Origin of the sequence: Pluralibacter sp. (assembly GCF_019237635.1) — a bacterium.
Classification (GTDB): domain Bacteria; phylum Pseudomonadota; class Gammaproteobacteria; order Enterobacterales; family Enterobacteriaceae; genus Enterobacter_B.
Genome location: NZ_JAFAGS010000039.1, coordinates 1 through 18,503 on the forward strand (window position 1 = coordinate 1; position 18,503 = coordinate 18,503).

The 18,503-nt window shown below is 55.1% G+C and carries 19 protein-coding genes and 1 pseudogene; 8 read left to right on the forward strand and 12 right to left on the reverse strand.

The genetic code is table 11. The annotated features are described in order from the left end of the window. Positions 1-326 (forward strand): GTP-binding protein (locus JO226_RS04650; RefSeq protein WP_293493946.1); only part of this gene is annotated, 326 nt, incomplete at its 5' end. A 57-nt stretch (positions 327-383) separates the two neighbouring features. Here the strand turns inward: JO226_RS04650 and JO226_RS04655 are convergent. From JO226_RS04655 to JO226_RS04665, 3 genes are all read right to left on the reverse strand, one after another. After that, on the reverse strand, positions 384-686 hold the full coding sequence (locus JO226_RS04655; RefSeq protein WP_293493949.1) for a BrnA antitoxin family protein: 303 nt from the start codon (positions 684-686) through the stop codon (positions 384-386). Then, positions 673-960, reverse strand: a complete 288-nt coding sequence (locus JO226_RS04660; RefSeq protein WP_293493952.1) for a BrnT family toxin — start codon at positions 958-960, stop codon at positions 673-675. Before JO226_RS04660 ends, JO226_RS04655 begins: the two co-directional genes overlap by 14 nt. Positions 961-1,139: 179 nt before the next feature. Continuing rightward, positions 1,140-2,498 carry an esterase-like activity of phytase family protein gene (locus tag JO226_RS04665; protein ID WP_293493955.1) on the reverse strand — a complete coding sequence of 453 codons (1,359 nt, stop codon included), beginning with the start codon at positions 2,496-2,498 and terminating at the stop codon, positions 1,140-1,142. A 185-nt stretch (positions 2,499-2,683) separates the two neighbouring features. On the opposite strand from JO226_RS04665, the gene JO226_RS04670 reads away from it, so the two are divergent. Further along, the gene (locus JO226_RS04670; RefSeq protein WP_293493958.1) at positions 2,684-4,750 is read left to right on the forward strand and encodes an AAA family ATPase; all 2,067 of its coding nucleotides are present in this window, start codon (positions 2,684-2,686) and stop codon (positions 4,748-4,750) included. 5 nt (positions 4,751-4,755) lie between these two features. Beyond that, a complete protein-coding gene (locus JO226_RS04675) occupies positions 4,756-6,105 on the forward strand; it encodes a restriction endonuclease (RefSeq protein ID WP_293493961.1) in 1,350 nt (449 codons plus the stop codon). A gap of 83 nt (positions 6,106-6,188) precedes the next feature. Here JO226_RS04675 and JO226_RS04680 read toward each other — a convergent pair whose 3' ends face one another. Continuing rightward, positions 6,189-6,356: a hypothetical protein gene (locus tag JO226_RS04680; RefSeq protein ID WP_293493964.1), complete on the reverse strand. Its 168-nt coding sequence runs from the start codon at positions 6,354-6,356 to the stop codon at positions 6,189-6,191. A gap of 22 nt (positions 6,357-6,378) precedes the next feature. Between JO226_RS04680 and JO226_RS04685 the strand changes: the two are divergent. Next, a pseudogene (locus tag JO226_RS04685) lies at positions 6,379-6,624 on the forward strand (type I restriction enzyme endonuclease domain-containing protein); the annotation flags it as partial. A 269-nt stretch (positions 6,625-6,893) separates the two neighbouring features. Then, a complete protein-coding gene (locus tag JO226_RS04690; protein WP_293493966.1) occupies positions 6,894-7,229 on the forward strand; it encodes a SymE family type I addiction module toxin in 336 nt (111 codons plus the stop codon). 142 nt (positions 7,230-7,371) lie between these two features. Here the strand turns inward: JO226_RS04690 and JO226_RS04695 are convergent, their stop codons facing one another. The 3 genes from JO226_RS04695 to JO226_RS04705 are packed head-to-tail and all read right to left on the reverse strand — an operon-like array spanning position 7,372 to position 8,683. Next, positions 7,372-7,857 carry an Hcp family type VI secretion system effector gene (locus tag JO226_RS04695; RefSeq protein ID WP_293493968.1) on the reverse strand — a complete coding sequence of 162 codons (486 nt, stop codon included), beginning with the start codon at positions 7,855-7,857 and terminating at the stop codon, positions 7,372-7,374. A 15-nt stretch (positions 7,858-7,872) separates the two neighbouring features. After that, entirely contained in the window at positions 7,873-8,229 is a 357-nt protein-coding gene (locus JO226_RS04700) for a DUF1493 family protein (RefSeq protein WP_293493971.1), read from the reverse strand. Between the two features lie 7 nt (positions 8,230-8,236). Further along, positions 8,237-8,683: an STM2901 family protein gene (locus JO226_RS04705; RefSeq protein WP_293493973.1), complete on the reverse strand. Its 447-nt coding sequence runs from the start codon at positions 8,681-8,683 to the stop codon at positions 8,237-8,239. A gap of 383 nt (positions 8,684-9,066) precedes the next feature. Between JO226_RS04705 and xapA the strand changes: the two genes are divergently transcribed. The 3 genes from xapA to JO226_RS04720 are packed head-to-tail and all read left to right on the forward strand — an operon-like array spanning position 9,067 to position 12,101. Then, entirely contained in the window at positions 9,067-9,900 is an 834-nt protein-coding gene (xapA, locus tag JO226_RS04710) for a xanthosine phosphorylase (protein ID WP_293493976.1), read from the forward strand. Positions 9,901-9,944: 44 nt separating this feature from the next. Beyond that, positions 9,945-11,144, forward strand: a complete 1,200-nt coding sequence (gene tsgA, locus JO226_RS04715; RefSeq protein ID WP_293493979.1) for an MFS transporter TsgA — start codon at positions 9,945-9,947, stop codon at positions 11,142-11,144. Between the two features lie 24 nt (positions 11,145-11,168). Beyond that, a complete protein-coding gene (locus JO226_RS04720; RefSeq protein ID WP_293493982.1) occupies positions 11,169-12,101 on the forward strand; it encodes a LysR family transcriptional regulator in 933 nt (310 codons plus the stop codon). Here JO226_RS04720 and JO226_RS04725 read toward each other — a convergent pair. The 5 genes from JO226_RS04725 to JO226_RS04745 all read right to left on the reverse strand — a co-directional run bounded on the left by JO226_RS04725 (position 12,082) and on the right by JO226_RS04745 (position 18,229). Continuing rightward, positions 12,082-13,101, reverse strand: coding sequence for an Ldh family oxidoreductase (locus tag JO226_RS04725; protein WP_293493985.1), 1,020 nt, complete (start codon positions 13,099-13,101; stop codon positions 12,082-12,084). The two genes, JO226_RS04720 and JO226_RS04725, sit on opposite strands and share 20 nt — an antisense overlap. An 11-nt stretch (positions 13,102-13,112) precedes the next feature. Then, the gene (locus JO226_RS04730) at positions 13,113-14,714 is read right to left on the reverse strand and encodes an APC family permease (RefSeq protein WP_293493987.1); all 1,602 of its coding nucleotides are present in this window, start codon (positions 14,712-14,714) and stop codon (positions 13,113-13,115) included. Between the two features lie 11 nt (positions 14,715-14,725). Continuing rightward, positions 14,726-16,330 (reverse strand): aldehyde dehydrogenase (NADP(+)), encoded by a 1,605-nt coding sequence (locus JO226_RS04735; protein ID WP_293493990.1) that lies wholly within the window; start codon positions 16,328-16,330, stop codon positions 14,726-14,728. Between the two features lie 14 nt (positions 16,331-16,344). Continuing rightward, positions 16,345-17,265 carry a dihydrodipicolinate synthase family protein gene (locus JO226_RS04740; protein WP_293493993.1) on the reverse strand — a complete coding sequence of 307 codons (921 nt, stop codon included), beginning with the start codon at positions 17,263-17,265 and terminating at the stop codon, positions 16,345-16,347. Positions 17,266-17,401: 136 nt separating this feature from the next. Then, on the reverse strand, positions 17,402-18,229 hold the full coding sequence (locus JO226_RS04745) for an AraC family transcriptional regulator (protein ID WP_293493996.1): 828 nt from the start codon (positions 18,227-18,229) through the stop codon (positions 17,402-17,404). Positions 18,230-18,503: the final 274 nt, after the last annotated feature.

Consider the following 18,503-nt stretch of genomic DNA (forward strand, 5'->3'; position numbering starts at 1 on the left):
AACCCCGCTTCCACTTTATGGCCGACAAGCAGAATGACGTGTCGTCTATCGTCGTCGAACTGGATTACCCGGTGGATATCAGCGAGGTGTCGCGCGTGATGGAAAACCTGCTGCTGTCGTTTGCCGACAAATTGCTGCGCTACAAAGGCATGCTGTGGATTGACGGCGAGCCGAACCGTCTGCTGTTCCAGGGCGTCCAGCGCCTGTATAGCGCCGACTGGGACCGTCCGTGGGGCGATGAAATACCGCACAGCGTGATGGTGTTTATCGGCATTCAACTGCCGGAAGAGGAGATTCGCGCGGCGTTCTCAGGGCTACGGAAGTAAAACCTGATGCCCGATAACGCTGAGCTTATCGGGCATCAACAGGTCGCCAGACGCTCGCTATTTCTTATTCCGATCGCGAAGCATCGCTTCACGCAGAATCGCGTTCAGGCGCGTCTGATAACCTTTTCCAGGCCGTTTCAGCCATTCCATCACATCGGCATCAATACGCACTGAGGCCTGGGTCTTTAATGGACGATAAAACTTCCCTCGCACGGCGTCTGTCCACTGCGCATCATCCGTTGCAGGAATATCGCTGTAGTCGATATTCTCGTCAGGTTTGTCCGCCAGGGCTTTTATTTCCGCCTCCTGCTGCGCACTCAGCGTGATCGTACCACCGCGCTTATGTTTAATAACGCTCATAACGGTTCCTCTCTTTACGATCAGCCTTTCGCGCGCTGATGATTCTGATAATTTCATCGCCACTTTCGAAACGAACCGTGTGCGCAACCAAGATAATCACCAGGCCATGCACAAGCCCAATGGTTTGCCAGCGGCGTTCGCCATTTTCATATCGATCCTGCCGCGATAAGTGGCGGGGATCGTCGAAAACCAAAACCGCATCGTCAAAACGAACACCATGCTTTTGCAGGTTGCTTTTCGCCTTGTTGGCATCCCATTCGAACTCTGTTGGCATAGTGTACCCTTCCTTTATTGTATATACAAAAAAGCATATACAAATAAAGGAGTGTCCACACTATTATTGATATTTTTTGATCCCAAACTGGAAGCAGGCTTCAGCAAATGCGCAAAGTCATATGACGTAACCGCACGAAGCCCGCTTCCCCACAGTGGAGAGGGTCAGGGTGAGGGGATTTACATCAGCGCTTCAGGCAGTGTCACTACCCACAGCTCGCTGTCCGACTCCGGCTTCTCCAGCGGTTTCACGCCGATAGTGGTGGCAACCGCGTTACCCTCAACGGTAAGCGCGCCCTGCTCGTTGACCCGGTAATCCTTAAGCTTCTTGCCCGCAACCGGGTTTTGCAGCCCCGTTTTCACGCCGAAGTCGTTATCGTTGGCCACCGCCAGCGTTCTGCTGTCGATAAGCGCCAGCCCCTCGGCTTTTTCCTGCTGCCAGCCAAGCTGGCGCAAATCGACCGCCAGCGTTTTATCGGCAAGCGTAATCCCGCGCGCCGCCAGCGCGTTAGCATCCGCAAACTCCGGGTATTCGCCAGGCTTGTCGAACGCCGCCAGGTCGCTGGCCTTGCTCAGATCCACTTTATAGATAAGGTTGCGCATCGCGCCGTCTTTATCGCCGCCCTGCTCGATAATCAGGATGTGCTGATTGTCGAGCGCCACGATATCGCCTACCTTGGCATCGCTGTTTTTCGCGTAGGCCGCGCGGTCTATCGGATAACCGTACATGGCGGTTTTCCCGGTCGCTGGGTCAAAGCTTACCAGGCGGGTAAATAGCGCGCTTTTTTTGCTCTTGCCGTCGATGTCCAGCGTGCTCTGCACCGCCGCTATAATGCGCCCGTCCGGCATGCGGGTGACACCTTCAAACCCACGGTTCGGCTGACGCCATTTGAGTATGTTCGGCAGCCCGCCAGCGATGGATGTCTCCCCCTCCGCCGCCTGCGGCCCGTGCATGGCGAGGATCTTGCCCTGGCGGTCGACGTTAATCAGGAACGGGCCATACTCATCGCACAGCCAGTAGCCGCCCTTGCCGTCCGGCGTGATGCCTTCGGTATCCAGGCCGCGGTTATCGCCGCGCAGCGTCTTTAGCGTATCGCTGAGCGCCACTTCGTTGGTCGATCCAATCACCCCGCTTTGCAGCGGCAGACCGTTAATATTGCCTTTTTCATCATGCAGGGGACGGGCATCGATAGCCTGCGCTTTGCCATTCTGCACGCGAATATTCATCAGCAGCGGCGCAAACTCCGGCGCGACGAAGATTTTGGCTTCGTTTTTACCAACGTTGGGCGAATCGGCATTCGGGCCGCGATCGGTCATCGTGACAAACGTCAGCGCATCGCCCTGCTTGCCGGTAAACAACAGACCTGAACCAATGCCGACCGGCAACCCGTTGGGAAACGCACTTGCGAACGCGCCGTCATAACGGACGTGGGAACCTTGCGGGAAGCTCACCACATAGCGCTCGGCCTGCGGCGCTGCCGCCAGCGTGGAGAAAGAAAGAGTGCAACCGATTACCAGAGGAATAATTTTGATTTTCATATTGTTAGCGTCCTTGATGAGGAGCTAACACCGTAATGAACCAAAGTGTCAGGAAAATGACATCGGGTGGAAACGTTGCTGCGCGTCAGGTGATTCCCCCCACCTGTTATGGTAAACGCAATTCCTTTGCTGTTCTGGTATAACTCTTATCTATCACACAGCAGAACTATCTCAGAGAGAAGCAGATGGTACAGGACCCGCAATCTTTAGCACCTTTCTTTCGGCAATTTGCACAGCAAAACAGTGTTCACAACAGTGAATGGGGACCGGGATACCGGGAAATTGCCTCCAGAGTTCAGCGTGAAAAACCTGACTTTAGCGATCAAACCATTCAGGATCTCTGGTATACCCGCGACAACAAAGTCGCCAGTCTTCGACAGGGCGGTATGTCCCATGAAGAATTTATTCATGCGAAGGATGATCTGCGAGAGCTTACAAAACTCATCGCCTCTGGTTGTACGATCGATGTTTTTGAGCAAGCCCATAAACGCTTACAGTCATTGAAAGACCAGGGCAAGCTTAAGAAATTTTATCGTGCATTATGTAGCCGCACGTTTGCTGCCTTCTACCCTACTCAGATAACAAGCATTATCAATGAAGGTGTTTTCTTTCGAGTCTATAGCTATTGCAATAACTACTTCCAGCTTGGGCTGCCAGAGGTCGGCGAGTGGTCTCCACTAAGATGGTTTACATTAAATCTCGCGTTAAAAACCAGACTTCGCCAAGCGCTCGATAATGACCCTGACGATATAGAACTCAATATGTCACTCTGGCATCTCTATGAGTTAGAGATAGAAGATGACAGCAATGCCGTTATGGAAAGTAGTTCCTCGACATCTGATGATGAAGGTCAAGGTTTCGCTCCTGACGATATTCTTCCCCCTAAAAACCTGATTCTGTATGGCCCACCAGGAACAGGAAAAACCTACAAAACTATAGAAATCGCCGTGCGAGCCTGCGAACCAGAAGCCTTCACACGACTGGATGGAAAAGAAAAGACGGAACGCCGTAACGAACTCAAAAAAATCTACGACTCACTCACTGGGAAAAAACGCGTTCGCTTTATTACGTTCCACCAAAGTTTTGGCTACGAAGAGTTTATTGAGGGGCTGCGAGCGGAAACCAACGACGATGGTAGCGTTCGCTACGACATTAAGCCCGGCGTCTTTAAGCAAATCTGTGAAGATGCAACCTTTGGCGACGCCACTGTACAACTCGCGTTGGATGATGCAATTGAGCAATTCAAAGCACAATGTGCAGAACAGGGTGAGGTGACGCTCAAAACCACTAACGGTAGCCTGTTTCGCGTTTCCTATGCCAATAACAGTACCTTCCGTATTTTCCCGTCGCAGTCGAAAAACGATCAACTCAGTAAAGGATATGCCGCCTCCATTGAGAACATTCGTCGTCTGTATCAAGGCGAAAAAGAAAATATTTACAACATCTCGTATGTTTGCGGCATTCTGAATTATTTGATTCAAACCTGGCATATTCCCGCCACGCCAGAATCATCAGCACCGAAGAAAAAGCAGAACTACGTCTTAATTATTGATGAAATAAACCGTGGCAATATTTCCAAAATATTTGGAGAATTAATCACGCTGATTGAAACGTCCAAGCGTACAGGAGAGAGCGAGGCACTCAGCGTTAGCCTGCCTTATTCTTCCAAACCCTTCTCGGTACCGAACAATCTCTTCCTGATTGGCACAATGAATACAGCTGACCGTTCACTCACAGCACTGGACACCGCACTACGTCGTCGTTTTGAGTTTGAAGCATTGATGCCAGATACAACGGTGTTAAGCGATACTGTGGTTCAAGGCATCGATCTTAAAGCGCTCTTGACCACATTAAACGCCAGAATTCAGGCCTTGTATGACAGCGAGCATACACTGGGACATGCCTTCTTCATGTCCGTTGTTCAGGAAAAGGATGACCCTACAGAAGCATTTAAAAAACTGAAACGCGTGATGAAAAATAAAGTATTACCGCTGCTGGAAGAGTATTTCTACAACGACTGGCAAAAAATTCGCCTGGTGCTCGGCGATAACCAGAAAAAAGAGGATTCCCTGCGGTTCGTGCGTTCAGTGGAAAACCAGAATGATTTAGCCACGCTGTTCGGCCAAACCGCGATAGATGATTTACAGGAGGCAGGTGTAAGTTATCAGCTATGCAAGGACAACGATAGCGTCTGGGATAACCCGCGCGCCTACCAACAAATCTACGATGCACAAACGGGAACCACGGAGTAGCGGCGATGACTCAGGGTACGTCTTACTCCGTTTTTGAATACGGTTATCTGGTCAGCGAAAAGAATAAAGCACGGCTCTGCGATGCAGAGTCCATCCCCGAGCCAGCGTTCAACTGGCTCGAACAACGCTGCCTGAAAGACAAAGAAAGCGACGACCAGCGGTTGCTTTCCCTGAGAACGCTGAACGGGGTGAAGGTTATTCAGGTCAAAAACTACGTAGGAGTGATAGCCCTCCCCCAGCAACGATTCATCGAAGTACTACCAAAAACAGGCAAATACCAGGACGACAAAAATCTCGCCCGACAGCAACTTTTGATGATGCTGAAAACACTAAAAGCCTTCCGCCACATAGAATCCGCATCAGCAAGTGTGAAGGCCTCCAAAATGTCCTTAATGGATGTTTTTATTCAACAATTTATTACCAGCCTGGACGTTATCGTGCAGAAAGGGCTAAAACATGATTACCTGCGCCAGCAGGAAAATCTGCCCTGGCTAAAGGGTAAATTGCATATCAGCGAGCAGCTAAAATGGAACAGCGTCCGCCGTGATCGTTTCTTTGTGGAATACGATGAATATCGCGTAGAGCGACCTGAAAACCGGTTGCTCAAAACCGCCATCGAAAACGTGTATGGCTATACCCGTAATCCGGTTCTTCTGCAGGCGCTCAGTCGGTTACAAGCACTGTTCGAACCGATTCCTGAAGTACACAATGTCGAGATCGCGTTTAAGCAGGTTCGACTTGATCGCCATATGCAGCACTACACAAAGGCATTGGAGTGGACCAGACTCATTCTGCGTGGCGAGTCTCCGCATTGTATGCAGGGAAACACAGACGCCATCTCGCTACTCTTCCCGATGGAGGCCGTATTCGAAGCCTTCGTCACTGCATGGCTACGCCAGCACTGCCATCCACTCTGGCAGGTGAAAGCGCAATCCAGGTCGCACTATCTTGTGCAGCACGGTAACTCTCCCCTTTTTCAGCTCAGACCCGATATTTGTCTTATCCCGCATACCGGTTGCGCAAGATCGCCTGTTCTCTGCGATATGAAGTGGAAGATCGTTGCAACGGATAAGACGCAATTCAACCTGTCACAAAGCGATTTGTACCAGATGCTGGCCTACGGGGTGAATCATCTGCAGGGCGAAGGCGATATGCTGCTCATTTATCCGAAGCATGAGGGGTTTTCCGCCCCGTTGGCGCATCCCTTTGAGTACCACCATTCCGGTGGAAAAACGCTGCGCCTGTGGGTGGTTCCGTTCGAGACGGGCAGCAGCCTACTGAGCTCCCGCTTACTGATGCCAGCAACGTTTAGTCTGACGGAAAGCAGAAATTCAGCGCTTTTGTCGCTACAATAACGACAAAATTTTTCCAGAACGAGTTCATCATGGCCAAAGCACCAACAAAAAAAGCCAAAGTAAAGAAAGGCTTTGAAGATACATTATGGGATACCGCCAGGGGAAAAGCCGTGATATCGCGCTGTACGGTCAGGAGCTGACGGCCACACCTGGCGCAGCACGCCGGAAGAGCTGGCCGAGCGCGTTAAGCGCGGCGACAGCAAACTGGCGCAGTACGAAGACCAGGCCGGGTGCTGCAAGGTTGCCACCATTGCAGAGATCAAGACTATGCACGACAAGTATCAGTTCACCTATGACGACGAAAAGATGCTGACGCTCGCGAAAGAGATGAAGGCCGTAGTGGATAACACCTCAAAGTAACCGGACTGGAGCCAACGCGACGACATCAAAGCAAAACTCAAAGTAGAGCTTATCCTGTTGTATAAGCACAAGTTCCCGCCGGTGGCGAATGATGATATGTATATGGGCGTGCTGGCGCAGGCAGAGCATTTTAAACAGCATCAGATGGCAAGACTGTAAATATAACGCCTGTTCACATTGGGCCCTGAAATATTATCGAAAGGCCCAATGCATAGGGTGTATATTATTACCCAGTCTGTTTTCAGATCATTAAGAAACATTCGTTTTGCATTCAGAAGAATACGCCGATTTATTCCCATTACGTTTTATTTTCAGCTGGACTGTCTCTTTATTTTCTGATGATATAAACAGGTATTTAGCGCGATGTGGCCGTGCTGCAACACGGCCACATCGCTCATCACAACCCCTATTGACTGAGAATAGAGACCATGACTGACTTCGATTCTATTGCAGAACTCGCCAAACCTGTAGTGTTTCCTTCCACGCTGCGCAGTTACACGGTGGCCTATATCACCAACTACCCGAAGCACGACCGCATACCGGCACTGATTTTAAAAGGCCAGTGGCTGGCAAAAGCAGGGTTTACCACCGGCAGAAAGCTGGAGGTGCGGGTGATGGAAGAGTGCATTGTGCTGACCGCCAAAACCATGGAACCGACGCTGGAAGACGCGTTTCGCCGCGTGCAGGCGCTGTCGAACCGCAAGCAGCAGCAAATCCTGGAATTTATCGCCATGGTAGAGCGGAATAAAAACACCTTCCGTTGATAACAATACTCCCCCGGTGGCATCAGGATTATCGGGGGACGTCAGATATACATATAAATCACTCATACAGAGAAAAGGCGATCACGCCGCTCATATATCGCCTTTTGCCGATACATTAACCTACCAAAGAGGTTTTTCTAGCCTAGACCGTAACCCTTTCATTCCATGCGTCAGTATATTGAATATTCCCATCACAGTATTTCCATGTAATCCTCTCGTATCGGAATTCAACGCGCTCCATGTGATTACACTTTTCTACTGTTTTAGTGTTGTACATGACAGGAATTACAGAAACAATTTTCACCCCCTCAAGCAGCATATTGAAATATTCTACTTCCTGCCCTGCATCATTTATTCTATACCATTTTATTTCAGCACTTTGCAGAGATTGCCCCGTAGCTACGGCTTTGTAGAGATAAGGGGTTGAGCTATCAAATTCTTTTTCAATCACCATTGGGGCATGAATGCGGGTTCCCGTAATCCTCCCTGTGTTGTTGTCTGTAGGAATATGAAGACCGTGACCAAACCCTATGATTTCTATACTTCCTTCACGATTCATCACATCTGACGAACCTTTAATAAGCGCACCACCATCGTCTTTGAGCCATAAGTGTGAGGGAATTGCCATTTTTAACTCCTTTGATTAATCATAAAGCCAGTGACCTGCTTTTGCTGACTCCACAAGCATTTTTAATGTTAATGGTACAGGTTCAGTCCTGTGCCATTTTTCATTTTTTGGGCGTAAAAAATTCAGCGGCATAAACGTTTCTTCGTTGGGCCAATATTTGATGAATGAAAAGCCTCTTTTTTCTACCCGAAACTCAGAAAAAAATGACTCAAGAATTTCTTGTGCATCCACATTTGCCCATGGGTATTCCCCCGTTGACAAGCTGGTTTCCATCGTCAAAACTGGACGTCTGAAAAAGGGAAATACAGGTTTATTCCAGTTCTTTTGATACCAGTCCATTACCTGCTTTTCTATGTCAACCGAATTATTCATACAGCACCTACCATAAACGATCAGAAGGATGTGCAATGATGTTAAATTTGTTTACTGCTTTAAATGTAATAGTGGATACATCAACTGCAAGAACAACCCACCCTATAACAGGAATAGTTCTACCGACAAACGTGCCAAGTCGTTGAGTCATTACTCTTTTAGCATGTGGAGGATAACCAATCCATGTCGGTAATCTGACTGGCATCATACGATCACGGAATAACTTTCTTGAATAGATCGATGCTACCGATGTCCCAGGTGTTGCGCCTGCGAGCTTACCTGCAACAGTTACACTGTTTGAACCGAGATAGACACCTGTTACTGCCGCTATATCTGAAATACCGAAATGGTCAAGGGTCTCATCTATCATGATCCAGAAGAATAACTCACCAGCACTCAGGTTCGATGAGCCATCATAGAAATACGTTCCGTTTAACTCCTCTACTGTATCCATTCAATAGCCCTGTTTTTTTTAGTGACCAAGTATCATACTCTTAATATCAAGAATAATGACAAATAATTATTTAAAACTCCATAAATACATAAAGCGTATATTTATAATGCAATTAATATATTTAATTAATTGATATTCATCTATTATTTTAGAAAAAACATTACGCTATCAGAAAGAATAACTATCCCTCCAGTGACCCCCATCACACTTCCTTCCCCATTTTCCCTCCCTGTCCTTCCCTCTGCCTGCCCTAACCCCTTGAATTTCCACCTTCCCACCCCTCATCAATACAAAACACGAATCAATACGCGCGTTAATCATATTGGAAGCCAAATCGTTGCCCTTCGAGAATAAGCGCAAACCACGCTATTCAGGAGTGCCTTATGTCCCGTTCGATGTTTAACGATGCCCCGTATGACGCCGCCGAGATCCTGCGTGCCGCGAAGCCGGACTTTGCGCCGCGGATAGCGATGATCCTCGGCTCCGGCCTCGGCGCGCTGGCCGACAAGCTGGAAAACAAAACCGTCATCTCGTATGAGGAGTTGCCGGGCTTTCCGGTCAGCACCGTCATCGGCCACGCCGGTGAGGTGGTGATGGGCAGCCTGCACGGCGTCGACCTGCTGTGCATGAAGGGTCGCGGCCATTTTTATGAAGGCGTCGGGATGGGCATCATGACCCACGCGGTGCGCACCTTTAAACTGCTCGGCTGCGAATTCCTGTTCTGCACCAACGCCGCCGGGTCGCTGAATACCGATATCCCGGCAGGCTCATTGGTGGCGCTGAGCGACCACATCAACACCATGCCGTCAACGCCGCTGGTCGGCCCGAACGACGACCGCTTCGGCCCGCGCTTCTTCAGCCTCGCCAACGCCTACGACCGCGACCTGCGCCAGCAGCTGCACGCCACTGCCCGCGCGCTGAACCTGCCGCTGCACAACGGGGTATTTGTCTCCTACCCCGGCCCCAACTTCGAAACCGCCGCGGAGATCCGCATGATGCAGAACATGGGTGGCGACGTGGTGGGGATGTCGGTGGTACCGGAGGTGATTGTCGCCCGCCACTGCGGCCTGAAGGTGCTGGCGGTCTCCGCCATTACCAACATGGCGGAAGGGCTGAGCGACGTTGAGCTATCCCATGAACAGACGCTGAAGTGCGCCGCCATGGTGACCGACGACTTTATCCGTCTGATAAGCCAGTTCGTGAAGAACTACCGCTGACCCACAGCCACAGGCGGGCAGCACGCCCGCCAGGAGAACCGCAGATGCCAGAAAATACCTCCCGCGGCAGCCTGAATGCCATCTCGTACCTGAGCTACTACTTTGTCGGGGCGCTGGTCTCGACCCTGGGCATCGTCCTTGGGCCGCTGTGCGCCGCCTTTCATAAAGACCCGAGCTTTATCGGCCAGGTCTTCACGCTGATGAATATCGGCATGTTCGTGCCGATCATGCTCGGCGGGCTGCTGATGAAAAAATGGGGACTGCAAAAGCCGCTGGCGATCGCCTCTCTGCTCACTATCGTTATCAGCGTCGTGCTGTTCACCACCCCGACGCTCACCCTGTTCAGCATCGCCGTGGCGGTGATTGGCGCCTGTGGCGGTATCTTTATGACCATCGGCAGTTATCTGGTAGTGCGCATCAACCCGGATGAAAAAAGTCGCTCATCAAGCCTGATTTTTACCGACTTTTTCTTCAGCCTGGCGGGGGCGACGCTCTCCTTCCTGTTGGCATGGATGTTCAAACTCGGCGCCAGCTGGATGGCGATGTACGCCATCATGGGCGGCCTGGGCATCCTGATGCTGCTTTTGGTGCTGCGCGCCCGCTTCCCGAGCGCGGAAGCGCCGGTATCCGACACGCAGCATACCGAAACCGCCGCAGAACCGTGGGGAATCTCGGTGTGGCTTATCTGCCTGGCGCTGTTCTTGTTCCTGCTGGCGGAGCCGATTTTCACTATGTGGACGCCGGGGTATTTGCAGTCGCGCTTTGCGATGCAGCCCGAACAGGCGGCGCTGTACACCACCGTATACTGGGTCGCCAAAGCCATCGGCCTGTTCCTTAACCAGTTCACGGTGAAGTGGATGAAGCTGCGCACCTTCCTGCTGACCTGCGCCCTGGTCGGGATGGCATCGGTCGCGCTGATTACCAACAGCGCCAACGGCACGCTGATTCTGATCGCCTGCGGCGCCTTCGGCTTCTTTAACTCCGGCCTGTTCTCCGGGCTGATGAGCTACGGTTCGCTACAGGTCAGCCGCAGCTCGCCGACGCTGATTTCCGCGCTGCTCACCTGCGGCACCGTCGGCACGCTGCTGTTCGCCAGCGTCTCCTCGTTGGTCAACAGCCGGTTCGGCCTGCACGGCGCGGTCAACACTGCGACCATCGCCTACGGTCTGCTGCTGCTGACGCTGGTCGCCGCCGTGCTGCGCAGCAACGCGGAACGTCTGCACCAGACCGCCGTCGCGGTTTGACAGGCCAGGGAGAGGGTGGCAAAAATGGTCGCACCCTCTCCTTATCTGACGACACACATGACCGATCCCCAGGCCATCAGCCGCATCCGCCTGCGCATGCTGCGCTATTTTCAGGTGCTCGCCGACGAACTGCATTTTGGCCGCGCCGCCGCCAGGCTCAACATCTCCCAGCCGCCGCTCAGTATGCAGATCAAAGAACTGGAGGAGATCCTTGAGGTGGATCTGTTCGAGCGCTCCAGCCGCAGGGTGGTATTAACCCACGCCGGGAAGGTGTTGAAAACCGAGGTCGACCGCCTGCTCAGCGCCACCGAACAGTCGCTGAACTACGTACGCCAGATTGGCCGTAGCGAAAAGCAGCACATCAATATCGGCATCATCGGCAGCGCGATATGGGGCACGCTGCTCACCCGGCTGAAGGCCTTTCGCGAGCGCAACCCTGACGTCAACTGGACGCTCACCGAGCTCTCTCAGCAGCAGCAAATCGAGGCGCTGCGCGCCCGCACCATCGATATCGCCATCAACCGCAACGTCATCCCCTGCGTGGAGGCGAATATCCGCTGCCAGCTGATTTCCCGCGAAGCGATGCGCCTCGCCGTGCATGAGGGCGACCCGCTGGCGCGCCGTCGCCAGGTGCCGCTTGCCGAACTGGCCCAGCGGCCGTTTATTTCGCTGTCGTTTAACCGGGGGGATTTTGCCCGTCAGGTGAATGACGCCTGCGTCGAGCACGGTTTTCACCCGCTCATCGTCCAGCAGGTCTTTGAACCACAGACCGTGCTGGCGCTGGTGAGCGCAGGAAACGGCGTAGCGCTGCTGCCGGAAACCTGCGCCCTGATCCACTGGCCGGGAGTGACGTTTGTGACGCTGGCAGAGACCATTCCCGCCGATCTCTACGCCTTATGGTATGACGAACCGCTGCCGGAGGTGTTCAGCCGCCTGCTCACGGCGCTGCGCGGCTGAGGGCGATGATGTCCTCATGCAGAGAGCGGCTTAGGGTGACGCCCTCCCGCTCGCTGCGCTGACGCGCAAGGAAGCGCCGCTCTCCCGGCAGCCGCGCGCCCTGCGCCTGAAGTTCGCTAAACAGCCGCTCGGCCCGCGCCAGGTGACTGGCCGCCGAATCCCCGAGAAACCGCACAGGATCAAGCGCCAGAATCAGCTCGCCGCCGTACGGCGCTCCGCCAGCGCCATCGTCCCACGCCAGCGATTCGGCGCTGGTCATGTCGCCGATAAGCGGCCCGGCGATAAGCTCTATCATCGCGGCCAGCGCCGAGCCTTTGTGCCCGCCGAAGGGCAACATGGCCCCGTCCAGCACCGCCTGAGGATCGGTGGTCGGCTGCCCTTCCCGGTCGATGCCCCATCCCTGCGGCAACGGCGTGCCGTTTCTCAGGTGCAGCTGAATTTCACCGCGCGCCGCGGCGCTGGTCGCCATATCGAAAATAAACGGCGGTTTGCCTTCACGCGGCCAGCCGAACGCCAGCGGGTTAGTGCCAAACAGCGGGCGGACGCCTCCCGCCGGGGCCACCCAGGCATGGTTCGGCGTACAGGCGATCCCCACCAACCCGGCCTGGGTGAGCGGCTCCACATCGGCAAACAGCGCCGAATAGTGGACGCAGCGATTAATCGCCAGCGCCGCAATACCGTTGGTCCGCGCTTTTTCAATCAACAGCGGCAGCGCGTGCGTATAGGCCAGTAACGAGCACGCGCCCCGGGCGTCCGCCTGGACGATCGCCGGGGCTTTATCCGACACGACCGGCAACGCCTCGCCCGATATTTTCCCTTTACGCCGCGTCTCGACAATGCCCAGCAATCGCCACAGGCCGTGGGAGGCGCAGCCATCGCGCTCCCCGGCCGTCACGTTGTCGGCGATACTCGCCGCATGAGCATCATTAAATCCATTCTCCCTGAGCACCCGATAAGCCAGCGCGTAAGCCGCGGGTAATGAGAGCGTTACCGTTTCCATAGCAGACCCCTTTACTCCTCTTCATCACCGGTAAAATTCGCCTGAGGCAAGCAGGTATATGCCCCCCAGTAGTAAATCCCCAGCGACATCGCCGCCACCACAACCGTATCCCAGGGATGAGCAATCGCGCCGCTCCCGCCAAAACTACCCAACCAGGAGAACAGCATAATCAGGGCATAAAAGGCGATGAGCCACAGCGACGATTTCACCTGCTGCGCCAGGCTGACGGTATGAACAGGCACTTTCGACTTACACAGGATGTACACCACAAACATCACGATTTGCAGCCCAAGCAGCCACGACAGCGTTCCCCAGCCGGACCAGAAAACGATCAACGCCGAGATGACAAACGACACCGGGCCGACCACAGCGAAACCGCGGACGCGGAACGGGCGCGGCAAATCCGGCGCATTACGACGCAGCCCCGCCGCGGTCACCGGCGCGATGGCGTAACTCAACACCAGCGCCGCCGAGACCACGCTGATAAGCTGTTCCCACGACGGAAACGGCAGCGTCCAGAAGATGGATAACCCAAAGGTCAGCCACAGCGCCGGACGGGGAATGCCGGACTCTTTATCGATATAGGTGAAGGATTTAAAAAAGGTGCCCGCTTTCGCCCAGCCATAGATCACCCGCGGGGTGGCGTTCATGTAGATATTGCCGGTGCCGCTCGGCGAGACGATGGCGTCGCACACCACCATAAACGCCAGCCATCCCATGCCCAGGGTGATGGCGATATCACGGTACGGCAGCGAAAACTGCTTGCCGATATCCGCCCATCCGCCGCTCAGCATCGACGTCGGTATGCTGCCAAGAAACGCCACCTGCAGCAGAACGTAAATGACTGTCGACAGCACCACCGACAGGATCAGCGCCACCGGAATGGTGCGCTGCGGGTTTTGCACTTCGCTGGCGACGGAGATAATCGGCGTCAGACCAAGATAGGCAAAAATGATTCCACCGGCGCTGATCGCCGCCTCCACACCGGACATCCCAAACGGCGCAACCCCTTGCACATGCAGGTTCTCGGGTTTGAAAAACGCAAACAGCGTGATCACCACCAGCAGCGGCACCAGAAACTTCAGTACGCTGATGAAGTTGTTCGACCGGGCAAACGTCTTGACGCTGTAGTAATTCAGGGCAAAGAAAAAACACAGCAGCAAAAACTGCACCACCCAGCCAAGCAGCGTCGGGTCGCTGGAATTCGGCTGTGTCAGCATCGGAAACCAGGCGGCGGCGTACTGCCGGGCGGCGACAATCTCAATGGAGATCAGGCTGGAAAACGCGATAAGCGTAATAAAGCCCAGCAGATACCCCATCAGCTCGCCATGAGAAAACACCGGGTAGCGGATAATACCGCCCGCACGCGGCAGCGCCGCGCCCAGCTCGCAATAGACGATGCCCAGCAGCAGCACCGCAATGCCGCCGATAACCCACGAGGCGATTCCCGCCGGACCGGCGATGGAGGCCACATGGCTGGCGGCAAACAGCCAGCCGGAGCCGAAAATGGCGCCCAGGCCAATAAACGTCAAATCCGTTAACGTCAGCTGCTTTTTAAATTTTCCCGACTCGACAACGCGGGTTTGAGAGTCATGCGTGGAGTGAATGGTCATGATAATGCCCTTCAGTCAACAGAGGGGGAAAGAGATTCCCGGGTCCACTGGCCGTTCACCAGGCGCAGCAGGTTCAAAGGATTAGCATCCTGCAACGCAGGCGGCAGCAGCGCATCCGGCGCGTTCTGCAAACACACAGGCCGCAGAAAACGCTCAATGGCGCGGCTCCCCACGGACGTTCCACGCGCGTCGGTCGTGGCGGGCCAGGGGCCGCCGTGCACCATCGCGTCACACACTTCCACACCGGTCGGGAAACCGTTAAACAGCACCCGTCCGGCTTTCTCGCTCAGTAGCGGCAGCAACCGCCCTGCCAGCTCGCGATCGTCGCTATCGGCATGCAGCGTCGCCGTTAACTGCCCCTGTAGCGCATGAATGACGGCAAAGAGTTCCGCCTCGCTGTCGACCGTCACCACTATCGCCAGCGGTCCGAATACCTCCTCCAGCAGCAGCGGGTCTTTTGCCAACAGCCGCGAGGCCGATGTCTGGTACAAACGCGCCCCGGCGCAACCGTCGGCGTCGTCGCCGCTCGCCAGCAGCGTGAACGCCGGGTGCGACGCCAGCGCATCGACCTTTTCGCGATAGTGTTGCAGCGTCCCAGCATTGAGCATCACCTGCGCGGATGTCGTCTTTACCTGCGCGCACAGCGCTGCCGTAAAGGCGGACTGCGCCTCGCCGCGCAGGGCGAGAATAAGCCCCGGCTTGGTGCAGAATTGCCCGGCGCCGAGGGTAAACGACGCCACCAGCTCCTTTGCCAGCGACGGCCCGCGCGCATGCAGCGCCTGAGGCAGGATAATCAGCGGGTTAATGGCGGACATCTCCGCAAACACCGGAATCGGCTGCGGGCGCTGCTGCGCCAGCTGGAACAGCGCATGGCCGCCGCGCAGCGAGCCGGTAAACCCTACCGCCTGAATCGCCGGATGCACCACCAGCTCCGCGCCGATGTCGGTACCGAAAATCAGGTTAAACACACCGCCCGGCAAACCGCATTTTTCCACCGCCCGGGTTATCGCCAGCGCCGTGTGCTCCGCCGTCGCCATATGGCCCGGGTGCGCTTTCACCACCACCGGACAACCGGCCGCCAGCGCGGCAGCGGTGTCGCCGCCCGCTGTGGAAAAGGCCAGCGGAAAGTTGCTGGCGCCGAAGACCGCCACCGGGCCCAGCGCAGTCTGACACTGGCGCAAATCCGGGCGTGGAAGCGGTTGTCGCGTCGGCAACGCCGTGTCGATGCGGGCGCCAAAGACGTCGCCACGGCGCAGTAAGTTGGCGAACAGGCGTAGTTGGCCGCTGGTGCGCGCCCGCTCCCCGTGCAGACGCGCCAGCGGCAAAGCCGTTTCCTGATGGACGATGGCAAAAAAATCCGCCCCCAGACCGTCCAGTTCATCGGCGATAGCGTCGAGAAACTGCGCCCGAACCTCGGGCGCAGTTTGTGAGTAAAGGGGGAAGGCCTGTTGGGCTGCCAGCGCGGCCTGCGCCGCCTCTTCACGCGTGGCGGGATAAAAACGCGGCCCCACGGGCGCGCCATCCTGCGCCCGCAGGCTCGCAAGCGTCGCTTCGCCGCTGGCGGTGCGCTGGCCGTTAATGAACTGCTGACCGTGGGTGCTCTGAAATTCCGTCATAGTCGCCCCTGCGCTTAAAGCCCAACATCCGGCAGTTGCGGTCGGGTCGCCAGCGCCTGCTCGACAACCGCCACCACCTGCGCACGGGTCGCCCCTTCCAGCGCCAAACGCGGCGGACGGGTCACTTCGCTTCCCCGGCCTAACAGCGCTTCGCACAGCTTGATGCACTGCACCAGGTCCGGGCGCGCATCCAGGTGCAGCAGCGGCATAAACCAGCGGTACAGCGCCATCGCTTCATCAAAGCGCTGCTGCTTCGCCAGACGAAACAGCGTCTCGCCTTCACGCGGAAACGCGTTGGACATACCGGAAATCCACCCTTCGGCGCCTACGGCGATGCTCTCCACCACCACATCATCTAATCCGGCAAACAGCACGAAGCGATCGCCGACCGCATTACGCAGATCGATAAAGCGGCGGGTATCGCCAGAGGAATCTTTAAAACAGACGATGTTGTCGCAGTCCGCCAGGGTGGCGAGAATGTCCGGCGTGACGTCGTTTTTGTAAATCGGCGGGTTGTTGTACACCATGATGGGCAGGTCGGTGGCCGTCGCCACACTGCGAAAATGCGCAGCGGTCTCATGCGGTTTTGACGAGTAAACCAGCGCAGGCATCACCATAATGCCGTCCACGCCGACGCGCTCAGCTTCTTTGGCCATGTGCCGGGCAAACGCGGTCGTAAACTCCGCCACCCCGGCGATGACCGGAATTTTGCCGCCCGCCGCGTCTTTTGCCACTTCGATAATCTGTAGTTTTTCCTGGGTGGTCAGCGAGGTGTTTTCCCCGACGCTGCCGCACACCACCAGACCGGAAACGCCGTCCTTAACGAGATTTTTCATTACCGCATGGGTGGCGTCTAAATCCAGCGAATAGTCGTGTCGAAACTGGGTGCTGACTGCCGGGAATACACCGCTCCAGTGAATCGCTTTTTTGCTCATGATCGTTTCCTTGTCGTCAATTTGTTACGTCAAAGTGAATAAATGGTGAATTTTCACTGACAGATTGACGTTTCATGAGCGGCCGGGCTTGTCGGTTTTCCCGCGCAATGATGACGAAATCAGCACAATCGGGGGATCACCCCTGGAGCGTGATGCGGAAATCCCGCGGCGTTGACCCGGTCATCGCCTTAAACTGGCGGCTGAACGCGCTGTGGTCGGTATAGCCGCATTGCAGGGCAATATCCGTAATCGGCGTATCGCTCGCCAGCAGTTCGGTGGCTTTTTCCAGTCGCGCCTTGTGGATCATCTGCCGGGGAGTCAGGTGGAAGATCCGTTTGCAGTAGCGTTCGATCTGCGCCACCGACATCCCGCTGAGCACGGTTAACTCCTCCATGGAGATCGGCTGATGGTAGTGGCGGCGGATATGATCGTCGACGATCGCCAGCTTCTGCCAGGCGGGATGCCGCGCATGCGCCTCCTGGAGATCGTGGGAGATCCCTGCCATGCCGATAACCCGCCCCTGAGTGTCCCGTAACGCCAGCTTTTGCGTCAGGCACCAGCCGCGCACCCGACCATTGTAGAGGTGCATTTCCAGCTGATCGCGCAGCGTCACCGCCTCACGCAGCACCCGCAGATCCTGCTCGGTATAGCCTTGCCCCAGCGCGGAGGGAAAGACATCCGCCGACGTTTTTCCCAGCAGCGACGACACGCTTTTGAAGCCGCAGCGGCGCGCCAGCGTCAGGTTAACCATCAGGTAACGGGCCTGGAGATCTTTAATAAAGAACACCACGTTCGGGATAGCGTTAAGCAGCGGCGCAATCAGCGCCACGGCGTTGAGCAATGCCTGAATATTTTCCGGACGCTGACGCGCCAGCCCCTCGCAAATCTGACTTAACTCATCGACCGCCAGCGTCGTCTCTTCAGGGGGAGACAGCCCCGGTGCGGTATCTGGGATACGGGTCATGACGATTCCTCAATCGCTAAAAACGAGGGATATTTAGTAACTTTTCATTAACTCTACAAGCCCTTAATACGCGTTTTGCGATCCTGGTGAAGATTTATACTTTCTCCTGCTTTAGGCACTGGCGCGGTCCAGTTTTTTAGTTTATCCAGAAAATAACATAATGATTAATAATCAATAATTATGGCATCCACATCTCTCATCGGCACGTCACTGTGCTGATTTCGTCATCGCAGACGCCGAAAATGTTCAAGCCGATGCGCAAAGCTTGCGCCAG